21 protein-coding genes are annotated in these 20,444 nt (G+C 47.9%); 16 read left to right on the forward strand and 5 right to left on the reverse strand.

The window, feature by feature from the left end:
* Positions 1–178: 178 nt before the first annotated feature.
* The 4 genes from NST94_RS02200 to NST94_RS02215 all read left to right on the forward strand — a co-directional run bounded on the left by NST94_RS02200 (position 179) and on the right by NST94_RS02215 (position 3,581).
* The gene (locus NST94_RS02200; RefSeq protein ID WP_339281601.1) at positions 179–1,306 is read left to right on the forward strand and encodes a sulfate ABC transporter substrate-binding protein; all 1,128 of its coding nucleotides are present in this window, start codon (positions 179–181) and stop codon (positions 1,304–1,306) included.
* 93 nt (positions 1,307–1,399) lie between these two features.
* Positions 1,400–2,248 (forward strand): sulfate ABC transporter permease subunit CysT, encoded by an 849-nt coding sequence (gene cysT, locus NST94_RS02205; RefSeq protein WP_076124574.1) that lies wholly within the window; start codon positions 1,400–1,402, stop codon positions 2,246–2,248.
* A gap of 127 nt (positions 2,249–2,375) precedes the next feature.
* Entirely contained in the window at positions 2,376–3,239 is an 864-nt protein-coding gene (cysW, locus tag NST94_RS02210; protein WP_076101318.1) for a sulfate ABC transporter permease subunit CysW, read from the forward strand.
* Positions 3,240–3,356: 117 nt separating this feature from the next.
* On the forward strand, positions 3,357–3,581 hold the full coding sequence (locus tag NST94_RS02215; protein ID WP_076101319.1) for a YezD family protein: 225 nt from the start codon (positions 3,357–3,359) through the stop codon (positions 3,579–3,581).
* Between the two features lie 794 nt (positions 3,582–4,375).
* Here the strand turns inward: NST94_RS02215 and NST94_RS02220 are convergent.
* Positions 4,376–4,684, reverse strand: a complete 309-nt coding sequence (locus NST94_RS02220; RefSeq protein ID WP_076134873.1) for a hypothetical protein — start codon at positions 4,682–4,684, stop codon at positions 4,376–4,378.
* Positions 4,685–4,863: 179 nt separating this feature from the next.
* On the opposite strand from NST94_RS02220, the gene NST94_RS02225 reads away from it, so the two are divergent.
* From NST94_RS02225 to NST94_RS02235, 3 genes are all read left to right on the forward strand, one after another.
* On the forward strand, positions 4,864–5,277 hold the full coding sequence (locus NST94_RS02225) for a GNAT family N-acetyltransferase (RefSeq protein WP_081383325.1): 414 nt from the start codon (positions 4,864–4,866) through the stop codon (positions 5,275–5,277).
* A gap of 232 nt (positions 5,278–5,509) precedes the next feature.
* A complete protein-coding gene (locus NST94_RS02230; RefSeq protein ID WP_339281602.1) occupies positions 5,510–6,142 on the forward strand; it encodes an NAD(P)H-binding protein in 633 nt (210 codons plus the stop codon).
* Between the two features lie 90 nt (positions 6,143–6,232).
* Positions 6,233–7,882 (forward strand): NAD(P)H-hydrate dehydratase, encoded by a 1,650-nt coding sequence (locus tag NST94_RS02235; RefSeq protein WP_339281603.1) that lies wholly within the window; start codon positions 6,233–6,235, stop codon positions 7,880–7,882.
* 16 nt (positions 7,883–7,898) lie between these two features.
* On the opposite strand, the gene NST94_RS02240 is transcribed toward NST94_RS02235, so the two are convergent.
* Together NST94_RS02240 and NST94_RS02245 are read right to left on the reverse strand one after the other, a co-directional pair.
* A complete protein-coding gene (locus NST94_RS02240; RefSeq protein ID WP_076142073.1) occupies positions 7,899–8,354 on the reverse strand; it encodes a hypothetical protein in 456 nt (151 codons plus the stop codon).
* Between the two features lie 31 nt (positions 8,355–8,385).
* The gene (locus tag NST94_RS02245; protein ID WP_339281604.1) at positions 8,386–9,285 is read right to left on the reverse strand and encodes an SDR family oxidoreductase; all 900 of its coding nucleotides are present in this window, start codon (positions 9,283–9,285) and stop codon (positions 8,386–8,388) included.
* A gap of 125 nt (positions 9,286–9,410) precedes the next feature.
* Between NST94_RS02245 and NST94_RS02250 the strand changes: the two genes are divergently transcribed.
* From NST94_RS02250 to sdaAA, 4 genes are all read left to right on the forward strand, one after another.
* Complete coding sequence (locus tag NST94_RS02250; protein WP_076124562.1) at positions 9,411–9,986, forward strand: DUF4269 domain-containing protein; 576 nt, start codon at positions 9,411–9,413, stop codon at positions 9,984–9,986.
* A gap of 2 nt (positions 9,987–9,988) precedes the next feature.
* A complete protein-coding gene (locus tag NST94_RS02255; protein WP_076142075.1) occupies positions 9,989–10,408 on the forward strand; it encodes a GNAT family N-acetyltransferase in 420 nt (139 codons plus the stop codon).
* A gap of 154 nt (positions 10,409–10,562) precedes the next feature.
* Positions 10,563–11,273, forward strand: a complete 711-nt coding sequence (gene sdaAB / locus NST94_RS02260) for an L-serine ammonia-lyase, iron-sulfur-dependent subunit beta (protein ID WP_076124558.1) — start codon at positions 10,563–10,565, stop codon at positions 11,271–11,273.
* Positions 11,270–12,148, forward strand: coding sequence for an L-serine ammonia-lyase, iron-sulfur-dependent, subunit alpha (gene sdaAA, locus NST94_RS02265; RefSeq protein WP_036682621.1), 879 nt, complete (start codon positions 11,270–11,272; stop codon positions 12,146–12,148). The genes sdaAB and sdaAA overlap by 4 nt, the downstream gene beginning before the upstream one ends.
* 2 nt (positions 12,149–12,150) lie before the next feature.
* Here sdaAA and NST94_RS02270 read toward each other — a convergent pair whose 3' ends face one another.
* Positions 12,151–12,453 (reverse strand): hypothetical protein, encoded by a 303-nt coding sequence (locus NST94_RS02270; protein WP_076124555.1) that lies wholly within the window; start codon positions 12,451–12,453, stop codon positions 12,151–12,153.
* Between the two features lie 62 nt (positions 12,454–12,515).
* Here NST94_RS02270 and NST94_RS02275 point away from each other — a divergent pair, with 62 nt between their 5' ends.
* Positions 12,516–12,713: a YwbE family protein gene (locus NST94_RS02275; protein WP_036682616.1), complete on the forward strand. Its 198-nt coding sequence runs from the start codon at positions 12,516–12,518 to the stop codon at positions 12,711–12,713.
* Positions 12,714–12,783: 70 nt separating this feature from the next.
* Here the strand turns inward: NST94_RS02275 and NST94_RS02280 are convergent, their stop codons facing one another.
* The gene (locus tag NST94_RS02280; RefSeq protein WP_280753298.1) at positions 12,784–13,506 is read right to left on the reverse strand and encodes an HNH endonuclease signature motif containing protein; all 723 of its coding nucleotides are present in this window, start codon (positions 13,504–13,506) and stop codon (positions 12,784–12,786) included.
* A 366-nt stretch (positions 13,507–13,872) separates the two neighbouring features.
* Here NST94_RS02280 and NST94_RS02285 point away from each other — a divergent pair, with 366 nt between their 5' ends.
* From NST94_RS02285 to NST94_RS02300, 4 genes are all read left to right on the forward strand, one after another.
* Positions 13,873–14,262 (forward strand): hypothetical protein, encoded by a 390-nt coding sequence (locus tag NST94_RS02285; protein ID WP_248549100.1) that lies wholly within the window; start codon positions 13,873–13,875, stop codon positions 14,260–14,262.
* Positions 14,263–14,314: 52 nt separating this feature from the next.
* Positions 14,315–15,334, forward strand: a complete 1,020-nt coding sequence (locus NST94_RS02290; protein WP_280753296.1) for a LacI family DNA-binding transcriptional regulator — start codon at positions 14,315–14,317, stop codon at positions 15,332–15,334.
* Positions 15,335–15,728: 394 nt separating this feature from the next.
* Positions 15,729–17,066, forward strand: a complete 1,338-nt coding sequence (locus NST94_RS02295) for a glycoside hydrolase family 30 protein (protein WP_280753295.1) — start codon at positions 15,729–15,731, stop codon at positions 17,064–17,066.
* Positions 17,067–17,094: 28 nt separating this feature from the next.
* Complete coding sequence (locus NST94_RS02300; RefSeq protein WP_339281605.1) at positions 17,095–20,322, forward strand: cellobiose phosphorylase; 3,228 nt, start codon at positions 17,095–17,097, stop codon at positions 20,320–20,322.
* The last annotated feature ends 122 nt before the right edge of the window (positions 20,323–20,444 follow it).

A 20,444-nucleotide genomic window follows, 5' to 3' on the forward strand; every position in this document is an offset into this window, starting at 1 on the left:
CTAAGTAGATAGGAATAATTGAAGAAAGTTCTTACCGTACGAACGGAGGAACGCCTGCATTAGGCTCGCAGACACGGTCTTAGGACCGGTTTGACCTGCCATACGTAGGCTTTCCTCCGTTCTTTTTGTGTTACCCAAGGGTTTGTCTGGTACGAAAAAACATGGGGGAGTGGAAAAGATGAAGAAAAAGATGAATAAAGGGCTTCTTGTAGGGTTTAGCTTGTTGCTTACGGCAGGGCTTACTGCTGCTTGCGGCAGCAATAACAATAACGGTAATAGTGCCAGTCCGGCAACAGACGCACCAGCAACAACCAATTCAGCGGAGGCCACAAATGCGGCTGAAGCCACCAAAACTCCATCTAAAGATCCAGTAGAACTACTGAACGTATCTTATGACCCTACTCGCGAATTGTACGAGAATTATAATAAAGCTTTTGCTGCCTATTGGGAGAAAGAAACAGGACAGAAGGTCACCATTAAACAATCCCACGGTGGATCGGGGAAACAAAGCCGTGCTGTGCTTGATGGCCTGGAAGCGGATGTTGTGACATTAGCACTTGGTTATGATATTGATGCCTTGCAGGAAAAGGGACTGATCAACGAGGGCTGGCAAAGTAAATTCGATCATAACAGCTCGCCTTACACCTCGACTATCGTGTTCCTTGTACGCAAAGGGAATCCGAAAGGAATCAAGGATTGGCCAGATCTGCTCAAAGAGGGCGTAGAGGTTATTACACCAAACCCGAAAACATCAGGTGGAGCACGCTGGAACTACTTAGCGGCTTGGGGTTACGCACTAGACCAGAACAATAATGATGAGGCTAAGGCTGAGGAATTTGTAAAAGAACTGTTCAAGCATGTGCCAGTGCTGGATACCGGCGCGCGTGGATCTACGACAACGTTTGTGGAACGTGGAATTGGTGATGTGCTGATCGCATGGGAGAATGAAGCCTATTTATCCGTGGAAGAGCTGGGACCGGACAAATTTGATATCGTGAATCCTTCGGAGAGCATTCTGGCTGAACCGCCAGTAGCTATAGTAGATAAGGTTGTGGACAAAAGAGGCACGCGTGAGGTATCCGAGGCGTACCTGAAGTATCTCTATAGTGAAGAGGGACAAAAAATCGCGGCTGAGAACTATTACCGTCCTACATTAGATAGCGTGAAAGAAGAATACAAAGATAAGTTCCCGGAAATCAAGCTGTTTACATTGGCTGACAAATTCGGAACCTGGAAAGAAACGCAAGAGAAGCATTTTAATGATGGCGGGATCTTTGACAAGATTTATGTGCCGGGTGCCAAATAACAGATGAATGAAATGCAGGATATGATTATTGAGATTTGTCCCGGTAGGGGCTGATCGGCTAAAAGGCCGAAGGCGAGAAAGGATGAATAGGGGATGAATGTCACCACTACGGCTGCACCAGCAGCAACGCGGCGCAAAATACTGCCCGGCTTCGGGCTGACGATGGGCTACAGTGTATTATATCTGAGTCTAGTGGTTCTACTGCCACTTTCGGCGCTGCTGTTCAATTCTACAGGTCTGAGCTGGGCGAAATTCTGGGATGTAGCTACGGACCCGCGGGTATTAGCTTCGTATCGTGTGAGCCTGTCGACAGCTGCTGCCGCCGCTTTTGTAGATGCAATTCTAGGTCTTTTGCTGGCGTGGGTACTGGTACGTTATGAATTTCCGGGCAAAAGAATATTTGATGCGCTGATCGATCTCCCGTTTGCCTTGCCGACAGCTGTAGCCGGTGTCTCCTTGACGGCGCTCTATGCAGGCAATGGCTGGATTGGGTCTTGGCTTGAGCCGCTGGGATTAAAGGTGGCATTCACTCCGCTCGGGATTACCTTGGCTTTGATGTTCATCGGCATACCGTTCGTTGTCCGGACGGTGCAGCCGGTGCTGGAGGATTTGGACAGAGATATGGAGGAGGCTTCGGCAACCCTTGGCGCAGGCCGCTGGAGAACCTTTCGTTCAGTAGTTCTGCCTGAGCTGTTTCCGCCACTGCTAACAGGTTTTGCTCTAGCTTTTGCTCGGGGCATCGGTGAATTCGGCTCCGTCGTGTTCATCTCCGGTAACATGCCGATGAGGACGGAGATTGCTCCGCTGCTTATTATGTCTAAACTGGAGCAATATGATTATGCCGGAGCTACCGCCGTAGCCCTGCTATTGCTCCTCATCTCTTTCTTAATGTTACTTGTTATTAACACACTTCAGCGCTGGGTTCGTAAGACTTCTCGTTGAGGTAATTGCCATGACAGCAGACGTCTGAACATGTTCAAACTTACTTGGAGACACTCGATATCTGCCGTCGATACTGAATTTTCCAAGCTATCTTGTCTTCGTAAAACCCTTTAAAGGAGGAATAATTTTGGCCGGTACCGTCCCTCTCCATACCCCCCGGCTACAAAAGAATGCGTCCTCGTCCGCGACAACGGAAACCCCAATTGTAAAATGGGTGTTGATCGGAGCGGCTGGGCTAGTCCTTTTTTGGCTGATTGCTCTGCCATTAGTTGTTGTGTTAACCGAGGCACTTAAAAAGGGCTGGGACGTATATATTGCTGCCCTGACTGATCCGGATGCCCGCTCAGCACTGCGATTGACGCTGCTTGTTGCGGCGATAACTGTGCCTCTGAATACCTTTTTTGGTGTAACAGCGGCGTGGGCTGTAACCAAGTTCCGTTTCCGCGGCAAAGGGTTTCTGATCACCTTGATTGATCTCCCTTTTGCAGTCTCGCCAGTCATCGGCGGCCTAATCTTTGTACTCGTCTTCGGAGCAAACGGATGGTTTGGCCCTTGGCTGAGCGCCCATGATATTAAGATCGTATTTGCGCTTCCGGGTATCGTGCTAGCCACGTTGTTTGTGACGTTTCCTTTTGTAGCGCGTGAGTTAATCCCGCTGATGGAGGATCAGGGTACACAGGAGGAAGAAGCGGCAATTACACTCGGCGCACATGGGTGGCAAATCTTTTTCAGAGTCACGCTGCCTAATATTAAATGGGGGTTACTATACGGCATTATTTTGTGTAATGCGCGGGCCATGGGTGAGTTTGGTGCGGTTTCTGTGGTGTCCGGGCATATCCGTGGGGAGACGAATACGCTGCCGCTGCATGTTGAGATTTTGTACAACGAATATCAATTTTCAGCATCTTTTGCAGTAGCTTCTTTGCTCCTGTTATTGGCTTTGGTAACGATGATTATTAAAAGCTGGTTGTCGCGAAAAAATGCCCATTGACATGACTTTTAGTTCCATGCTAAGTTAATTCATAGTATACTGGTTGGTAATAACGGAATTGAGGAAAAAAGGAATTTAGGCGGATATAATCCTTTGGTGAGAAAGGGAGGCTAGAGAATGGCTAAACCGCTGAAAGTGGACGATTTATGGCTTACGCGGATTGCAGGACTTCTGGATGATATGGAATTTGGCTCATTGCATATTGTGGTTCATGAAGGTCAGATTGTTCAGATGGAGCGTACGGAACGCAAACGGTTTGAGAATAGCAGTGGCAACGCAAATGGACGTTATATTGGTGAAAGCGGCAGCCGGCGGGCCGATTCTCAATCGGCGGGACGTTGATTCAATCTCTGGGCAATCATAAAGGTATATATCATCTTTTTGGATAAAAGATTATGGAGTTGTCACATAAGCCACGAAATGGCTGCTGGGGCAACTCCTTTTTCTTCGTATGCTTGATATTTGGCACGTATGACGCACCATATGACGCACCCCATCGGACTCAGTTGACGCTAAACACAGTATTATGCCACATTTACACCGCTAACGGACCGCATAGCCGCTATTGGCATAAAAAACACCACATATGGACCTGATTCTAAGCAATAACGTCCCTGGAGTCCGAAACCACGCTCCAAAAGCTGAAAAGGCGCAAATAACGTCATCTGGGTCCGTAAGTCGCAGGGAATGATGACTATTGAAGCAGACTGCCTACCAGTAAGAACACAGCAATATGTCATCTGTGTCCGTAAGTCGCAGGAATGATGAGTGTTGAAGCAGACTGCTCATGAGTAAGAACACACAATATGTCATCTGGGTCCGTAAGTCGCAGGGAATGATGAGTGTTGAAGCAGACCGCTCATTAGTAAGAACATACAATACGTCATCTGTGTCCGTAAGTCGCAGGAATGATGAGTGTTGAAGCAGACTGCCCATGAGTAAGAACACGGCAATATGTCATCTGGGTCCGTAGGTCGCAGGGAATGATGACTATTGAAGCAGACTGCCTACCAATAAGAACACAGCAAGATGTCATCCGGGTTCGTAGGTCGCAGAGGATGATCTGTCCCTTTACGACATATACAAATGATCAGCCCGTAGGGCAGCTACTTATTTTGATGTTGCAGGTACGTTTGTTAATAACGAGGGGCTTGGCGTGAGGCGGATACGCCCTCCATCAACAGGATGAACGCAGTAATGGCGTGCATAATCCAACCAACGATCGGAACAAAAGCTAAAATCGAGGTGATAATGCCCAGAACGTTCCCCATGAATGGTTTATGTTCTCTTTGCAGCACAACAACGGCTACAGCATGAAGCAAAAAGGCAATGGCCAAAGGGACCCAACCATTAGCAATGATAAAGAGTCCGCCAATCAACGGCAGAGCCAGAAAAGCTTCATAAAGGCATGTTCCCCATTTAAACAGCTTGGCTACAGGAGACATAATGCTTCACCCACCCTTTTAAAAATATTGTTACAGATACTATTCCACACAGTCAGTAAAGGAATTCAAGAATATAATGCTTATCCCTCAGTTTCAAAAACATCCCTAGCAGTGAGCCTTGCCTGTGAACCATGCAGTCGTATATAGTGGGAACAGCAATGCTGAACGGAGGAGTGCGGATGGAAACAACTAGTAAGCTTGATATACGCCATGAACAGCCTTCAGTGGAACAGTATTTGGCGCTGAGAAAAGAAGCTGGGCTGAGTGAAATGAGTGTGGAAGGTGCAGCGATCGGTTTGCCTCGTTCTATTTTTGCGGTAACTTTGTATGAGGAGAATAACCTAATCGGGATGGGGCGGGTGATTGGCGATGGGGGATGCTTTTTTCAGGTCACGGATATCGCGGTCAAGCCTTCACATCAAGGACGAGGTTTGGGAAAGCTGATCATGCGGGAAATCAGGGAGTTCCTTAATACTGTACCTGACAAGGCTTATGTAAGTCTGATTGCAGATGGAGAAGCCTCGAAGCTCTATGCACAATACGGATTTGAATCGGTTATGCCACGTTCTCAGGGAATGTTTTTGCGTCGCTAAGCTAAGGCGAATTCATGCTGCTTTTTTAGTAGAGAGTGCCCCTTGTATTGGTTAAGGGGTTTTTGGTCTGGAAGTGGAGTAGTAGGTGCGATCTGGTTTCGATTGGATCTCAGGGGATAAATAATGTTTAAAGGCTGTAAGGGAAAAGCTATTCAGATGAGCATCAAAAAAATAATAGAGCAGGAAGGCTGCACGATAATGGCCTTGCTCGTAGAATGTGAGGAACAACAAGATGGATGTTGTAATATTGGGCGCTTCAGGAACGATTGGAAAGGCAATTGTACAGGAGGCATTAAAAAGAAAACACGAAGTAACAGCTGCGGTACGCAATCCAGAGTCAGTAACTCTCGAACACGAGCGTTTACATGTCACAACGGTGGATATTCTTGATCCGGCTTCAGTAGCAGCTGCGGTCCGTGGCCATGAAGAGGTAATCAGTGCTTATGGACCAGGAGCGGGCCGCGAGCAGGATCTGATTACGGCGGCAAAAGCGTTGGTGGAGGGTATGCAGACGGCAGGGTTAAATCGGCTGTTGGTTGTTGGAGGTGCAGGTAGCTTAAAGACTGAAACTGGAGAGCTGCTGATGAATACACCGGATTTTCCGGAAGAGTTTAAACCAGTTGCAGAGGCGCATGCGCAGGCTTATGAGATTTACAAAAATACAGAATTGGATTATACGTATCTCAGTCCTGCTGCGGTAGTTCATCCAGGTCGTCGTACAGGTCATTTCCGCATCGGATTGGACCGTCTTATTCTAGATGAGAATGGTGAAAGCAAGATTAGTGTGGAGGATTTCGCTGTAGCTATGGTGGACGAGCTGGAGGAAGGGAATTTTAGTCGGGCCCGATTTACTGTCGCTTACTGATATCAGACTTGCGCCGGACTTGCGCTCGGACTTGTATTTGGAATTGCCTGTGAAGCTTTGGAACGGTAGATAGCGGAAAGGGGCTAAATCATGTATCTGGTAACTGCTGAGCAAATGAGGCAGCTGGACAGCGAAACGATCCAGCAGCTGGGGATTCCAGCGATTGCGCTGATGGAGAATGCGGGAAGAGTTATCGCAGAGGAGATCATCGCGCTTTGCCGGGAGAGAGGCGGGGCAGGCTGCAGGAATGCAGCCAAAGGGAACGATGCCGGGCTAAAGCAGGCCGCGCTGGGTAACCCAGGCAAGGCATTTAAGGTCAGCGCAGATCATGCGCTGACGCTTGCCTCTGCCGCCGCCGAGCGATGGTTCATCTTCGTCGGCAAAGGCAACAACGGCGGCGATGGCCTCGCCGCCGCACGGTACCTTCGCGAGACCGGCATCGCCGTCACGCTCGTCTATGCGGTGCCGCCGGAGTTGCTCTCCGGCGAGGCCGCCCTGCAGCGCGATGCGGCTGCAGCCATGGGCCTGCCTGCCGTAGTATACGGCAGGGATCGGCTGGACCTTGCCGAGTGCAGCGGCATCCTGGATGCGCTGCTCGGCACCGGCGGCGCGGGAGCCCCGCGCGGCGCCTATGCGGAGCTGATTGCCGCAGCGAACAGCAGCGGCAAGGTCATTGTGTCCGCGGACATCCCCAGTGGTCTGAACGCGGACACAGGAGAGACGCATGAGCCTTGCATTCATGCGTCAGTGACGGTATGCCTCGCGTTTCTCAAGCGAGGCCTCCTGCAATACCCCGGTGCAGGCGCAGCGGGGCATGTCAAGGTACGGGCCATCGGCATTCCGACTGCTCTGGCTCTTAACAGCGGTGTGCAGGTTCACCTGCTGACACCGGAAGTGCTGCATGCCCATCTGGGTGTCGATCTGGCCCGGCGGCGATCGCCTGAAGGCCATAAGGGGACTTATGGGCATGTACTCCTTGCTGCCGGCACCTTACGGATGAGCGGCGCCGGACTACTTGCAGCCCGTGCTGCGCTGCGCACGGGCTGCGGACTGGTGACGTGGGCGCTTCCTAAGAATCTGTTACCTTCCGTCATCGGTGTTGTTCCTGAACTCATGCTGGCTGAAGTAGGTGGCAGTGAAGAGGGAAACTGGGAGGCTGAGACCGCGTCCGAGCTACTGAAGTTAAGCGAAGAGCGAGATGTAATCGCTGTGGGACCAGGTCTTGGACGGTTCCCGGGTGATACAGATTGGCTTCGCAGTCTTTGGGAAGGCAGTGATTGCCCGCTGGTTATCGATGCGGATGCTTTAAATATTCTGGCTGACTCCGATTATAAGAGTTGGGCGCGGCGCAGTCATTCTGTAATTCTGACACCTCACCCAGGCGAAATGGCTCGCCTGGCTAACCTAACTACGGCTGAGGTCCAACGTGACCGAATCGGTCTGGTTATGGACTATGCCAAGGAGCATGGGGTTACACTTGTGTTAAAAGGAGCACATACCGTGATAGCAACTCCTGAAGGGCAAGCTTATGTAAATACCACAGGCCATCCCGGCATGGGCACTGGTGGAGCTGGTGATGTGCTAACGGGCATGATTTCCAGCCTGCTGGCTCAGGGACTTCATGCTACGCAGGCAGCAGCTTTTGGGGTATACCTGCACGGATTAGCAGGAGAGGGAGCGGCCCGTCAGCGGAATAATCCGGCGGCTATTATTGCCGGAGATATCATTGAAGCGCTTTGAGTATCCCTAATAAGGCTTATGACAGCAGTAAGCAGAGCAGTGGCAGAAATAGGGCGAATACTGGCAGCAACAGAGGAAACCTTTCTACACCAAGCTGGGTCACTCTGAGAAGGAGTAGTCCAAGGACTCCACCCAGACCCCATAGCAGATACTCTGCACCTTGTTCCGCTGCCAGCCATAGACCTGCACCAAAACCTGTGACGACATATACAGCAAGGGGCAGGATAGGGGATTTGGAGCGCAGAATACGCAGCAGTACATCTGCTACTAACGCCGCAGGCAATCCATAAGCATAAATGGCATAAGGAATCGATAGTGGCCAGCCTTCAGGAATTCCATCGGATTGTGGAAATCCAAGCATAAGTAAGGTAATAAGGACGTAAGTTAGCCCTGCGCAGGCTAATTTGGTTAATGCGTACATGCCACTGCTTAGGCGGACAGAAGAGATATCATAATCATTTATCTTATTCATTTGATATACATTCCTCTCGTGGTGTAATGCATCAGCTGGTGACCATGTCTCCACCATTGACATGAATACATGTCCCGGTAACATACGAAGAATCCGGTCCCGCTAAATAAAGATAGGCTCCTGCTAACTCATATGGCTGTACGGCACGTTTAAAGGGTGTATCCGTCCCAAATACACTAACCTCATCTGCAGAGTAGCTGGAGGGAATTAGTGGTGTCCATACAGGTCCGGGAGCTACGCTATTGACACGAATGCCAGAGTCTACGAGTGATAAGGCTAAAGAGCGGGTAAAGGAGACGATCGCACCTTTAGTTGAGGAATAATCTATAAGCTCTTTATTTCCTTGATAGGCAGTAATGGAAGCAGTGTTGATGATGGCTGCGCCTTTTTTTAGATGTGGAAGTGCGGCTTGTGTCAGGTAAAAGAATGGAAATATATTCGTCTGAAACGTTTGGTAGAGCTGTGCTTCCGTGATATCCAGAATACTTTTTTGCGGATACTGGACACCATGATTGTTGACGAGGATGTCCAGCTTGCCAAAAGTGCGAAGGGTATGCTCCACAGCCTTGAAGCAGTTTTCCTTATGGCGTAAATCAACTTCGATCCGCAAACAACGTTGCCCTAATTCTTCAATTCGCCGCTGAGTGACCTCTGCATCTGAAGCTTCGTATAAATAAGCTATAGCGACATCTGCGCCTTCCTTTGCAAAAGCAATGGCCGCCGCTTTACCAATTCCGCTGTCGCCTCCGGTGATGAGTGCAATTTTTCCTTTTAGCTTTCCGCTGCCGGTGATCTCCGGATTTTCACTGATGGGGCGAGGATTCATTAGACTCTCTAGACCAGGCTGACGGTCTTGGTGCTGTGGGGGAAAAGCAATAGGCTGTTCCTTACATATCGTTTGTTCCCCATAATAGGGGTAGGTGGGGTTCATTTTTACATACACTCCTCCTTGCCTTCTATCTTCCGTATATTTCTATGCATGTGCCTAGAAAAGCGTGCGCTGTTATCCGGTCCTGCCTGTGTTTATAACCTAGTTCGAGGGAGCGTTTGTCAGAGATGAATGATTGGCGAAACATAGAGTATCTGAATCGTGGAACTCCAGTGCAAAAAGAGGTCTATACCCTGTTAAGAAAATTAAATATTATGAGTTTGCTGGCCGACTATAACCCGGTGCTGGTTGGCACAGTGCCGCTTGGAATTCAGGTGAAGGGCAGCGACCTGGATATTATTTGTGAGGTGCATGATTCCGTAAAGTTTACGGACATTGTTAGTCGATATTTCGGAACCATGGATGAGTTTACTAGTGTATCGCGTGTGGTTGATGGGGTCCCACGAACGAAAATTAACTTTATGGCCGGGGGCTGGCCTATAGAACTGTTTGGGCAGCCGCGACCCACAGCTCTGCAGAATGGTTACTTACATATGATCATTGAAGCGGAAATTCTAGCTCAGCTGGATAATGATTTTCGCCAGCAGATCATTACAATGAAAACAAACGGGTGGAAGACCGAACCTGCCTTCGCGCAAGTGCTGGGCTTGGAAGGCGACCCTTATGAAGCGCTGCTGATGCTGGAAAAGCTTCCGCGGAGTGCTCTTTATGCTTTTTGTCATTCTATACAAGCGAGGGGATAGACATGAATTATCGAGAGATGATTGCGGATGATTATGAAGCTGCCCACCAGCTATGGGAAAATACAGAGGGAATGGGACTTAGTGAAGCGGATTCGAGACTGGAGATTACGCGTTATCTGGAGCGTAATGCTGGCTTCAGCCAGATCTGCGAGAATGAAGACGGCCGGATTGTAGGAACTGCATTGTGTGGACATGATGGGCGAAGAGGTTATATGTATCATGTTGCAGTTAGTAATGACTGCCGAGGCATGGGCATCGGGCGTGAGCTTGTAAAGCGTTGCCTCGGTAATTTACATGCAGCTGGTATCGCAAAATGTCATCTGATGGTGATTGGAACCAATGAACAAGGAAGAGGATTCTGGGAAGGGATAGGCTGGCAGTATAGAGGTGGAATTATGTTATACTCCCAGGATATCTTGTGATACATAAGATGCGAAATGAAAATACTATCTAAGTAAAATATCATTAGATTAGAAGTGGATATATCACAGCAAATGTAACGGTGAACTCCGACTGCCAGTGCAGTATACTATATATGAGTTTGATAATTGCCTATTTGCAGGCAGGAGGTCTTTTATGCGTTTCAAAGATGTGTTTTCAATTATTGGTCCGGCCATGGTCGGGCCTTCAAGCTCGCATACAGCCGGTGCGGCACGGATCGGAAGGGCTGCAAGGCAGGTGCTGGGTGAAGTGCCGCGTGTGGCAGAAGTGACGTTTTTTGGTTCTTTTGCAGCTACTTATCAGGGCCATGGCACAGACAGGGCTATTGTCGGAGGACTTTTGGATTACGCTACCGATGATCATCGGTTACCCGACTCTCTGGAGTTAGCGGCTGAAGCTGGGATGGACGTATCTTTTGAGCAAGGAACGGGATTGTTTCCTCATCCTAACACAGTTAAACTGCATCTTATCGGACAAGAGACAGGAAGTGAGCTGACTTTAACGGGGACATCCATCGGTGGTGGAAACATTGAGATCGTCGATGTGGATGGTTTTGGAGTAAAGCTTACGGGAATGTATCCGACGGTATTGATTCATCATATGGATTATTTAGGTGTTCTGGCGAGTGTTACAGAAGTGATGCGTAACGGACAATTTAATATAGGGCATATGTCTCTGGATCGGAAGAATCGCAGCGGTGCAGCCTTAACGGTACTGGAGCTGGATGAAGCTGCTACTCCAGAGCTTATTGAAGCGCTTAAAGCGCTCACTGCAGTGAAATCGGTGAAATTGGTTAATTTAAACGAAGGTAAGCAAGATGAGAAGGGGAAGGAAAGCTTAACATGAATTTTCAAACACTTAGCCAACTGGCTGTATTATGTGAGGAACGTGGCCTCACCATTGGAGCCCTTATGCTTGAAGAGCAAAGCGCGGAATCTGGACGTTCCAGTGAACAGGAATTTGCCACTATGCGTGAATATTATGGGGTGATGAAAGAGGCTGTTCATCGTGGGATGCATGAAGATACCACTTCGCGCAGCGGCCTTACGGGAATGGATGCCCAACGTGTAGGAGCCTATAACGCAGCAGATGAACCATGCCTAGGTGGACCCGCTGGTCAAGCAATGGCCTATGCCTTGGCTGTGTCCGAGGTTAATGCCTCAATGGGCCGCATAATTGCTACACCTACCGCAGGTTCATGCGGAATTATTCCGGGTGTATTTCTCAGCTGCCAGGAACGGTTTGGCTGGGATGATGACTATATGGTTTCCGGTTTGTTCGCTGCAGGAGCGATCGGTTATGTCATTGCCAACAATTCGTTTGTATCTGGTGCAGAGGGTGGCTGTCAGGCGGAGGTCGGGTCGGCCATCGGGATGGCGGCAGGAGCTTTAACCGAACTGCGTGGAGGAACGCCTGCACAAGCAGTGCATGCTGTTGGACTGGCGCTTAAGAACACATTAGGACTGATTTGTGATCCGGTGGGAGGACTTGTAGAGATTCCTTGTATCGTTAGAAACGGATTCGGTGCAGTGACCGCGCTCGCCGCCGCCGATATGGCACTGGCTGGCGTACGTAGCGTGATTCCTTCAGATGAAGTAATCAAGGTCATGCTTGAGGTAGGCTCAGCTATGCCAGAAAAACACCGTGAGACCGCAGGTGGCGGATTAGCACAGACACCTACCGGCCGCAAGATCATGCAGGATTTACGTAAAAAGAAGTGATTTTAGAGCATTTTGAAACGTTCCAACTGTTCCCATAATCCTTCCTTCCGAAGGATTTCTGCTTGTTTGGGTCCCAAAAGGTCAAAGTGGGGGAATGGCGAACGATTATGAATATATTTAGCCGGCAGTCCATTTTCCTCACACCAATATGTTAGTCTGGTCAGGTCACTACAGCCGACCTTGGTGACAGTAGTCATGCCGGGAAAACGCGGGTCTAGCCAGTAATGGGTTAAGAAAGCGATCTCTCCTGCGGAGACAGCCTTTTTCCAGCGGGTTAATTCTTCTCTGTTGATGCCGAAGGCCATTACGTCTCCTCCTTATGTAGTATAGTTGACAACATTATAACCCATTGAAAGGGGATTACATCATGAACGGACAGGTAAGAGCCGATATTCGTCCTGGGCTTGAAGTGGATATTGTGCTTAAGCAGGATCAGCCGACGGGTAAGCTAACACATGGAACGGTAAAGGATATTCTCACGAACTCACCTCGACATCCGCATGGCATCAAGGTGCGTTTAACCAGTGGACAGGTAGGACGAGTTAAGAATATTGTTGCTAACTAACAATAAACTTTACCTTTGATTTTTATAAAAAAGCGCCCCTAATCAACAGAAATTGGGGCGCTTTTCTTTTTTATCTGCTCATAAAATCCTCAACGGACTGATCGGCTTTGGTCTGATTACATAACGTACAAGCGCAAACGCAATTATCCGGAGTAGTATGGCCGCCTTTAGCACGGGGGAGCAAATGATCTATAGTGTCTCCATAGGAGCCACAGAAGTAGCAAGTATAGTTGTCTCTGGTCAATATATAAGCACGGAAATCCTTATTGCTGTAAATCCGGCGGATGGTTCGGCGATTCACTACGATAGCGGCATGTTCTCTGACTAGAGTAACCGCAAGCTCGTAGTCAATTTCCTGATGCCAGCGCCGTCCTTTATCACTGTGGCCACGCATTAGAATTTTCCCTTTGGCAGAGGGAATCAATTGCGTTGGATCTTCCGGACTCAGTTCCGCGCCTTGAGAATGAGAATGTTTCCTTCGTTGTTCCAAGCCCCGTATGCGCTGATTTGGGTTGGATTGCGGTGAAGAAGCAACCGTGGAAGAAGGCTTTCCTTGTTTGGAGCGTTCCTTGACAGCCAAAGAAGGGGATTGAATGGTATCAGGTTGTACTGGAATGGGACCTGCTGCAAGAGTGAGATCTATGTTTTGTCGTTGTTTGCGGCACTCCCGACAAGCGCCACGGCGAGACTGACCTTTGGAACGTTTGCCGGTGCGTTTACGAAATTCAGAGAGCGGCTTCTGTTGCTGGCAATAGGTACATTGTTTGGTGGATAAAAGATGGGTATCGTTCATAGATATGTTAGGTTCAGCGCAACTTAGCGCCCGTCCTGTCTCCTTGTTTTTTAGGATCCAATGTATTTTATTTATTAGATTCAGTCGGCAGGGTTAACATTTCGTTCTAATCTTAGTATAGCGTAAAATACAATCGTTCACATCGCACTCAAAAAAAGCTTAAATACGGCTTTTTGTGTGATATCTGTCTTGGTGACATTCAGGAAAAACATGTAAAATCGAAAAGAGCTATAAGGAATGCTCTACTTTTTAAACATGGGAAGGGGAACTGAAATGAAGCCAACCAAAAGAAGGCCGTTTACGGTAACATTGCTTTATATTCTTCATATATTTTTGGGGGTTGGAGCGTTAGCAGGAGGCGGGTCAATGGTCATAGATCCTAGTGGTGATCTGATACACATACCCACATCTATGCTGGAAAGATCGCCATTTTCAGATTTTTTAATTCCGGGTATCTTGCTATTCATCGTATTTGGTATCCTGCCTATGTTCGTGTTATATGGGTTGATCAAGAGACCAGAATGGCATTGGGTGAATACTTTGAATCCCTTTAAGAAATTATATAGCTTCTGGGCATTGTCCCTATATATCGGATTTGGTCTAATTATTTGGATTATGGTACAGACGTATATGCTCGACAGTGTGGTAATCATACATCTGGTCTATATGAGTCTAGGGCTTTTGATCCAAGCTGTTACGCTGCTTCCTTCCGTACAAAGTTACTTTTTGCTGGACGGCGGTACCGAAAGACGTTAAAATTGCAGTGAACAGAAGGTATTTTATTAGTCTGGGCAAGGAGTGAACCGGATTGACAACTATATACGATATTGCCAAAAGAACCGGTTACTCTCCTACAACGGTATCCAAGGCGTTTAATAATTATTCCGATGTACGGGAGAAGACTCGCCAGGAAATTTTCCGGGTTGCCCAAGAAATGGGATATTTGCCGAATTCCCATGCCCGTACACTGACTACTAAGAAATCATGGACCATTGGTGTATTATTTGTAGAGAATACGGGATTTGGTATTCGCCATCCCTTTTTTAGCGCTGTGATTGAGAGCTTTAAGAAGGTTGCTGTGGATAAGGGGTATGCCCTCATGTTTATTTCCAAGGATGTTGGGGGTAAACAAAGCGGGTATTTGGAGAATTGCCGAATCCGTGGTGTAGATGGTGTTGTCGTTTTCTTGTCTGATTACGAGGACCCCTATTTCCGTGAGCTGCTAGAGAGTGATATTCCTACTGTGATTCTGGATTTTGAGACTACGCAGTCGCATACGGTATGTTCGGATAATACGGCTGGAGCTCAGCTTGCGATAGAGTATTTAGTTTCTTTGGGTCATCGCAAGATTGCTCATATTTCCGGGGGGATGAACACTTTTCCCGGTAAAACTCGGGAGTTAGGGTATAAGAACGCTATGAAGCAGCAGGGGCTTGACGTGCCGGAGTCCTATGTTGTGAATGGAGCTTTTTATTCTCGTGAAAGTGGTTACCATGCGATGCTGGAGCTTCTTAAGCTGCCTGATCGGCCAACCGCTGTTTTTGCTTCGGGTGACATGTTAGCTTTAGGGGCTATTATGGCGGCAAAAGATAGTGGACTTTCCGTACCGCGGGACATTTCAGTTGTGGGTTACGATGATATTGATCTAGCTGAGTATGTTACACCTGCATTGACAACCATTCGTCAGGATACGGCACTTTTAGGAAGCCGGGCAGCGGACATTCTTTTAGCATCGATTGAAGGGAAACAGTTGGATAAGGAAGCGGTTTTAGTTCCGGTAGAAGTGATCGAACGGGAATCCTGTGCGCCTCCGGCTAGCAGGAATTAGAGCTGTATCAAATTCCATAACTACAGAGAGCGGGCTGCTATCCACAGGATAAATCTTGACGTAGAGAAAAGAGTCCTGATAAAGTAGAGGACATCATAGCTCGAATTTTTCCTATGTGGTATTTGCTACAGCGTATTCAGAGGAATAGGGCTATAATGGGCATATTGTTATGCCGCTTTTTTCCTGCTCTCGTTAGATCATTTTTTTTCGTTATAATCGAAACCGGTTTCGATAATAGGTTTCGAATTGAGATGAAATCAAAATTTACCGAGGGCTTCCTTGAATTTTCTCAAACGTTTCAGTGGCCCATCGCTCCGAACCCTAACATCGGATGGTGATCCAGTAAAGGCAGTGCTTGTTGTTAGTAACAAAACAATTAGAGGAGATGGATGAAATGGCAAAAGTTCAAACTGTAGTAACTGCAAAAGATACAGGGGAACGCTTAACTCCGAAAGAGGCAATTGTTTTTAGCACAAGAGTAGATTCTGGATCTGCCGATGTAGAGCTTAGGCCAGAGCAGGAGTTCCAAAAGATGATAGGATTTGGTGGCGCTTTCACAGAAGCTGCGGCCTATACGTTGTCACGGCTCAGTCCTGAGAAACGGGCAGAGGTTATTCACCGCTATTTTCATCCGGTAGAGGGGTTAGGCTATAACATGGGTCGTGTTCATATCCATAGCTGTGACTTTGCTCTTGGAAATTATACTTATGTCGCTGATCATGATACGGAGCTGGCTACCTTTGATATCTCTCATGATCATAAGTGGGTGCTTCCGCTGATTAAGGATGCAATGCAGGTAAAAGGCGGGCCGTTCACGATGTTGGCGTCTCCTTGGAGCCCTCCGGCATGGATGAAAACAAATGGTGAAATGAATAATGGAGGATCACTCAAGCCAGAATACGCTGAAGTTTGGGCACGCTATTATACCAAATTTATCGAAGCTTATGGGAAAGAAGGCGTACCTATTTGGGCGGTTTCCGTGCAAAATGAGCCGGCTGCTGTTCAAGTCTGGGATTCTTGTATTTATAGTGCGGAAGAGGAACGCGATTTTGTTAAAAATCATCTCGGTCCAGTGATGCAGCAGGCAGGCCATTCCGATGTGAACATTGTCATCTGGGATCATAACCGCGATATTATGGTCGAACGTGCTTCGGTCGTATTGTCTGATCCTGAAGCTGCACAATATGTGTGGGGTACAGGCATCCACTGGTATGGTGGTGAGGAGTTCGACAAGGTACAAAAGGTACATGATCTATTTCCTGAGAAACATCTATTGTTCACTGAGGGCTGTCAAGAGGGCGGCGTCAAGCTTGGCGAATGGTTTACAGGTGAACGTTACGGCAGAAATATGATTGGGGATCTCAATGCATGGACAGAAGGGTACCTGGACTGGAACCTGGTACTGGATGAGACCGGCGGGCCCAATCATGTAGGGAATCTCTGTGATGCCCCAATTATTGCAGATACAACAACAGACGAATTGCACTATAACAGCTCTTATTATTATATCGGGCATTTCAGTAAATTTATCGCGCCAGGTGCGGTACGGATTGGCTTTACTTCTGAAGCGGAAGGAATCCTATCCACAGCATTCCGTAATCCGGACGGCAGCATTGCTGTCATATTGATGAATGAGAGCGAAGAAGTTCGCACGGTAACCCTGGGGCTTGGCGAAGAGATTGCCAACTGCGAGCTATCCCCTCATTCTATCGTAACGCATCTGATTTCATAAATAAGTAACAGTTTAGGAGGACATTAACGTGAGTAATTATTATTTCGAATCAGGTAACTTTGTAATGGAGCAGTTTGATACAGGAAAGCCTTTCTCTAGTTTCCTGCCAGGTCTTGCAGGTCTTAAGGGAATTCCAATGTGGACTTTTTATGTAAACCGGGGGCAAGCGATTTGCAGCTTTGGGGTACGCGACAAGAACTCGCCAATCATGGAATTCTCTCCAGCAAATATCTCTTATAAAGACGTAGGAACCACCGGATTCCGAACCTTTATTAAAATAAAAGGCGAGCAAGAGATTTATGAGCCATTTCAATCGGCACGTCCAGATCCTGCCGCCAAGCGGATCATGACCATTTTGCCTAACGGACTGACCCTTGAAGAAAGCCATGCCGGGCATGGGCTGAAGACGACTGTACACTATTTTAATCTGCCTAATGACGATTATGCCGCGTTGGTACGTCGGGTGGAGATTGAGAATATCGGTGGCAAAGAGATTGAGCTGGAGCTGATGGATGGTCTGCCTGAGATTTTGCCTTACGGAGTAGAAAACAGCGGCTACAAGGAGATTGGTAACCTGCTGCGCAGCTGGATGGACGTATACAATCTGGAGAACGGTATTCCGTTCTATAAGCTGCGTTCCAGCACCAATGATAGTGCACAGGTTAGCGAAATCACAAATGGACATTTCTATCTGTCGTTTACTGGAGATGGAGAAAAAGTCGCGCCAATCGTTGATTTCGAACTTATTTTCGGCGGCAATACCTCTCTTACTTACCCAGACCGCTTTGCGGGATTAACGCTTTCGGAGCTGAGTGAGCTTCCACAATATCCAGTCAATAAGGTTCCTTGCGGCTTCAGTGGTGTGGCTAGACGTTTGGCACCCGGCAGCAGCTTGACCCTGAATACTTTGGTTGGGCATGTAAATGACATCGACAAAATCAATAAAAAGGCGGAGCGGTTATGCCGGGATGAATATATCCTGTCCAAATCCAAGGAAGCCGCAGGTCTGACAGAGGAATTAACAGAAGACATTGCCACGCACACTTCATCGGCTGTGTTTGATGCTTATTGCCGTCAGTCCTATCTCGATAACTTCCTGCGGGGAGGCTATCCTTTTATTTTTGACAATGGCGGAGATGGCTTTGTAGTTCATTTATATTCCCGCAAGCATGGCGATTTGGAGCGCGACTATAACTTCTTCTCACTTGCCCCAGAATACTATTCACAGGGGAACGGTAACTTCCGCGACATGAATCAGAACCGCCGGAATGATGTGTTTTTTAATCCGAAGGTGGGCAGCTTCAACATCAAAATGTTCTATAGCTTGATTCAAGCAGATGGCTACAATCCACTAAGTGTTCAAGGAACAACCTTTGAAGTGAAGCCAGACAGCAAAGCTAAGGCTGCGGAATGGATCGGAGAAGCGGCTGCGGATCATCAAGCTGAGCTTGTTAAGCTATGCAACAGCCGGTTCACCCCAGGCAGCCTGATCAATTACATTGCGGATCAAAACGTTACGCTGAAGGTTAGTGAGCAGGAGTTTCTGTCGGGTCTGCTGGCTCTTTCACAGCAAAACATTGAGGCTGCTTTTGGCGAAGGCTTCTGGTCTGATCACTGGACATATAATTTGGATCTCGTAGTAGGTTATTTGGACATTTTCCCTGACAAGAAGCAGGAGCTTTTATTTGGGGATAGTACTTATGCGTTCTATGACAGCCCAGCATATGTGCTGCCACGTAGTGAGAAGTATGTAATTAGTGACGGAAAAGCCCGGCAATATGGCGCCCTCCTTGAGGATGAGGAGAAGCTGCATAAGCTGAAATGGAAAGCTGGAGATACCCATTGGCTGCGTACCAAAGGTGGGCAAGGTGCTATTTACCACACCAATCTGTTCGTGAAGATGTTGTCTCTTGCTTTGAATAAATTTGCTACGCTTGACCCTTACGGCATGGGTGTGGAGATGGAAGGCAACAAGCCGGGCTGGAACGATGCTATGAACGGTCTGCCGGGATTGTTTGGCTCCGGAATGAGTGAGACTTTTGAGCTGAAGCGTACTGTAGTCTTTTTGCTGGATGTGCTGAACGGTGCTGAGAATGTACAGGGAGCTGTAAAGCTGCCAGAAGAAATCGCGGAGCTGCTTGAAGCGGTATATCACGCGGTAACTGCTGTCCTAGCAGGAGAAGTGGAACAATTCAACTATTGGGATACAGTAGCTTCAGCCCGTGAAGCTTATAGAGCAAGTATCCGGTTTGGCATTACGGGTGCTGAAACTGAAGTAACCTTGGAACACATCCGCGAAGCCCTTTCCAAGTTCCTGGTTAAAATTGATGAGGGGATCAACAAGGCGGTAGAAATGGGCAATGGACTTACCCCAACCTATTTCCGTTTTGAAGCGGAGAAATTCCATCAGGTAACAGATGCTGAGGGTCAGCCAGTCATTAGCGGATACGGATTGCCAAAGGCTGTGGTAGAGGAGTTTAAGGCTTATGCCTTGCCTTATTTCCTTGAAGGACCTACCCGCTGGTTGAAGACGATGAAGAACCCGGTGCAGGCAAAAGAAATCTATAATCTGATTAAGCAAACAGAGCTGTATGATCAGGCAACATCTATGTATCAGACCTCTGTTAGTCTAGAAGGTGAATCGCATGAAATCGGACGGATGAGAGCCTTCACACCAGGCTGGCTAGAACGGGAGTCTAACTTCCTGCACATGTCCTATAAGTATTTGCTTGAGCTGCTGAAGGGCGGGCTGTATGAGGAATTCTACGGCGAGCTGAAGACGTCGCTGGTGCCATTCCTTGATCCTGCTGTTTATGGACGCAGTACACTGGAGAATTCATCATTTATCGCAACTGGAGGCAATCCTGATCCAAATAACCATGGTAGAGGGTTCGTAGCGAGACTTAGTGGATCGACCGCGGAATTCTTAAGCATGTGGAGAACAATGATGGCTGGAAGCCATGTTTTCAGAATGGAGGATGGAGCGCTTACGCTGTCTCTCGATCCGGTATTGCCAGGATGGCTGTTTGATGAAGAGGGCAAACTGTCTTTCACTTTCCTAGGGAATACGGAGGTAATCTATTCTAATCCAAAACGTGAAAATACCTTTGGCGAGAAGAAGGTCAGCATTCAATCTTTGATGCTTGTATACCGTAATGGAACTGTGACTAAAATATCTGGAGCGTTCGTGCGCGGTGAAGAGGCAGAGGCTCTGCGGCGTGGAGAAATTGCACAAATTCAAGCAGTATTAGCATAAAAATAGAGGGGCGAGCTGCGGCTCGCCCCTAAATTTTCACTCAATCCGAAAAATGGTACCTATAATCCGAAATTCAAAGCCTTACGGAGACAGGCAAAAGCAAATACAATGGATACATAACC

Origin of the sequence: Paenibacillus sp. FSL H8-0282 (assembly GCF_037963825.1) — a bacterium.
In the GTDB taxonomy this organism is placed as follows: domain Bacteria; phylum Bacillota; class Bacilli; order Paenibacillales; family Paenibacillaceae; genus Paenibacillus_AQ; species Paenibacillus_AQ odorifer.